Origin of the sequence: Thermogutta sp. (assembly GCF_014359955.1) — a bacterium.
Classification (GTDB): domain Bacteria; phylum Planctomycetota; class Planctomycetia; order Pirellulales; family Thermoguttaceae; genus Thermogutta.
In genome coordinates this window covers 1-3,890 of the sequence record NZ_JACIYL010000421.1, presented here as the reverse complement: position 1 = coordinate 3,890, position 3,890 = coordinate 1, and the positions used below count along the sequence as shown (strand labels likewise).

Here is a 3,890-nt window from a genome sequence, read left to right as displayed (position 1 = left end):
TCCACCCGAGGATATTTCAAAAACCCTGTTGGATTACCCACTGAACACCTCCTCTGTTGCCGGTGTTTGATCTGCCCGAACCTGTTCCTGCTCTCTCATCCTTTCCAGCGCCGCCCGGTACTCGATGGGCATGACCTTGACGAATTTGCCCACCGCTTCCGGCCACTGCTCCAGGAGTCGTTTGGCCTGAGCACTTCCCGTCCACACGTAGTGCCGCTCGATGAGACTGCGGAGCAGTTTCTGATCCTCCGGCTGCCACACGGATTCCAGGTCCACCATATCGAGATTACAGAGGGTATCGAACAGTTGATGCTCGTCGAGGACGTAGGCGATACCCCCGCTCATACCGGCGGCGAAGTTCCGGCCGGTCCGTCCCAACACCACCACAATTCCGCCGGTCATGTACTCACAGCCGTGGTCACCGACGCCTTCCACCACGGCCACAGCACCACTGTTACGGACAGCGAAACGCTCACCCGCCAGACCGTTGATGAACACCTCGCCGGACGTCGCCCCGTACAGAAGCGTGTTCCCCACGATGACGTTTTCCGTGGGGTCAAACGGACTTCCCGGCGGAGTCCGCACCACGATTCGACCACCGGAGAGCCCTTTCCCCAGATAATCGTTGGCGTCGCCGATGAGCTCCAGGGTGATTCCCGGCGCCAAAAAGGCCCCGAAACTCTGGCCAGCGGAACCGCGGAAAACAAGGTGAATGGTGCTGTCGGGAAGCCCTGCGCTGCCGTATTTCTTCGTCACGTAATAACTGATGGTGGTCCCTACGGCACGGTGGATATTGCGGATTGGCATCTCCAGGACCACCGGCTTTTTCTCCTCCAACGCACTCTGAATCTGGGGCAGAATCTGCCGGTCGAGATGGTCCAGATGCTTATTGGTCTGGGGACGGATGCGCCGCAGGGGCACATCGGGAAAGCCCGGGGGCGGTGTCAAGAGCGCCGAAAAATCGAGCCCTTTCGCCTTCCAGTGGTTGACAGCCCGCTGCACCTTCAGCCGATCCACCCGACCGACCATCTCGTCAAATCGGCGGAAGCCGAGCTTGGCCATCCACTGCCGAACTTCCTCAGCGACGAACAGAAGATATCTTATGAGGTATTCCGCCCGACCGGCAAAACGCTCCCGCAACTCGGGCTTCTGCGTGGCGATACCCACCGGACAGGTACCGAGGTGGCATTTCCGCATGAGGATACAGCCCAACGAGACCAGGGCCGCTGTCCCAAAGCCAAAGCGTTCCGCGCCCAGCAGGGCTCCAATGACCACGTCGCGGCCGGTCCGCATCTGCCCGTCCACCTGAACGAGGATTCGGTCCCGAAGACCGTTGGCCACCAGGGTCTGCTGCGTTTCCGCCAGGCCGATTTCCCAGGGAATCCCCGCATGCTTGATGGAAGACCAAGGACTGGCACCCGTGCCTCCATCGTGACCGCTGATGAGCACCTCATCGGCATTGGCCTTGGCGACACCGGCCGCCACAGTCCCCACCCCTACTTCCGCCACCAGTTTCACCGAAACCAGTGCCTCCGGATTGGCCGCCTTGAGATCGTAAATCAACTGGGCCAAATCTTCGATCGAGTAAATGTCATGGTGGGGCGGAGGTGAAATGAGAGACACACCCGGCGTGGAATGCCGCAACCGGGCGATTTCCTCCGTCACTTTATGTCCGGGAAGCTGCCCACCCTCTCCTGGCTTGGCTCCCTGGGCCATTTTGATCTGGAGCATCTTGGCGTTGGCCAGATATTCGATCGTCACGCCGAACCGCCCACTGGCCACCTGTTTGATGCCGCAGTTCGCCGAATCTCCGTTGGGCAGCGGACGGTAACGGATGGGGTCTTCACCCCCTTCACCCGTGTTCGCCAGAGCCCCCAGTCGGTTCATCGCGATGGCCAGCGTTTCATGAGCCTCCTTGCTGATCGACCCGTGGGACATCGCCCCGGTGTAGAACCGCTGGACAATCGAGCTGGCCGGCTCCACCTCGTCGAGGGGAACCGGTTCTCCGTATTCAAAGTCGAACAATCCGCGGAGTGTGCACAGGGCTTCGTTCTGCTTGTTCACCCGATCCGCGAATTCCAGGTATTTATTCCAGTCGTTGTTGATAAGCGCATGCTGGAGGAGAGTCACCGTCTCGGCATTCCACAGATGCCGTTCTCCGTCCAACCGCTCGTGATATTCGCCGCCGAAATCGAGAGGCAAAGCCCACGGTTCTCGCGGTCCAAATCCGCTGCGGTGGCGAGCCAGAGCCTCCTCCGCGATGACTTTCAGATCCACTCCGCCGATCCGCGAAGCCGTTCCGCAGAAGTACGTGTCCACCACCGAGCGATCCAGTCCCACCGCTTCAAACTGCTGGGCCGCGTGGTAACTTCGCAGGGTGGAAATCCCCATCTTGGACATCGTCTTGAGGATGCCCTTCTTCACCGCGTTGATGTACTGATCAATGGCCTCCTCCAGCGTCAGTCCCGGCGGCAGGTCTTTATTGCGATACAGGTGGTAAATGGCTTCATAAGCGAGATAGGGGTTGATGGCGTTGGCCCCATACCCCAGCAGCAGGCAGAAATGCATGACCTCGCGCGGTTCACCGCTTTCGACAACCAGGCCCGCTTCGCCTCGCAGCCCCCGCTGAAGCAGCCCATGGTGAACGGCCGCCGTGGCCAGGAGGCTGGGAATGGCCGCCCAGGTCCCATTCACTCCCCGATCGCTCAGGATCAGCAGGGAGGCCCCCTCGTGGATGGCTTTTTCAGCAGAAGCAATCAGGTTCTCGACCGCCTCCCGCAACGCGCCTTCAGGATCATCCGTCTCTGCCGGAAAGAGCATGCTCAATGTCGCCACCTTCAAATGCGGATGGTTCGCCTCCCTGAGCCGCCGCATGTCGTCGTTGGTCAAAATCGGATGCGGGAGCTTCAATTGGCGGCAGTGCTCCGGCTGCTCATCCAGCAGGTTCCCGTGCTTGCCGGTAAACGTCATCAAAGACATGACCAACCCTTCCCGCAGCGGATCGATCGGAGGATTGGTCACCTGAGCAAACAGTTGCTTGAAATAGTTGAACAGGAGTTTCGGCTTGTCGGAGAGCACCGGCAGCGCCGCGTCATTGCCCATCGATCCGACCGGCTCCTGGCCATCACGGGCCATGGGAGCCAGAATCATCGTGAGATCCTCGCCGGTGTATCCAAAGGCCCGCAATCGCTCAAAAAGCGTCTCGGGATCTCCGTCGGCATTGGTCGAGGGCAGGAACAACCCCCGCAGCTCGATGCGATTCTGTTCCAGCCATCGTCGGTACGGCCGCTGGCGGCTGAGTTTTCCTTTGACTTCGTTGTCAGAAATGATCCGCTGCTCCACGGTGTCCACGAGGAACATCTTGCCGGGCTGAAGACGTCCTTTCTGGCGAATCTTCTCCGGCGGAAACTCAACCACGCCGGTCTCGCTTGCCAGGATGACGAGACCGTCGTCGGTGACGAGGTAGCGGCAGGGACGCAAACCGTTACGGTCAAGCGTGCCCCCGACGAGTCGGCCGTCCGTGAACACGATCGCCGCCGGACCGTCCCACGGTTCCATGATGGCCGCGTGATACTCGTAGAACGCCCGTTTGTCCGTGCTGATGTGATACTTCGGCCCAAAGGCCTCCGGAATCATCATCATGAGGGCGTGGGGCGCCGACCGCCCACCACGCACAAGTAACTCCATGCAGTTGTCGAATGCCGCAGAGTCGCTCACACCCGGCTCGATGATCGGACAAATCTCCTTGATGTCGTCCCCGAAAAGCGGCGACGACATCCGTTTCTCATAAGCCGCCAAATGATTGATGTTACCCCGCAGCGTGTTGATTTCCCCGTTGTGGGCAATCATGCGGAACGGCTGGGCCAGCTTCCAGCTCGGGAATGTGTTGG

The 3,890-nt window shown here is 60.1% G+C and carries 1 protein-coding gene; it reads right to left on the bottom strand.

Going from position 1 to position 3,890, the window contains the following annotated elements; genetic code table 11:
- Window positions 1-33: 33 nt before the first annotated feature.
- The coding region (gltB, locus tag H5U08_RS12390; protein ID WP_297033490.1) for a glutamate synthase large subunit at window positions 34-3,890 on the bottom strand (3,857 nt) is incomplete at its 5' end.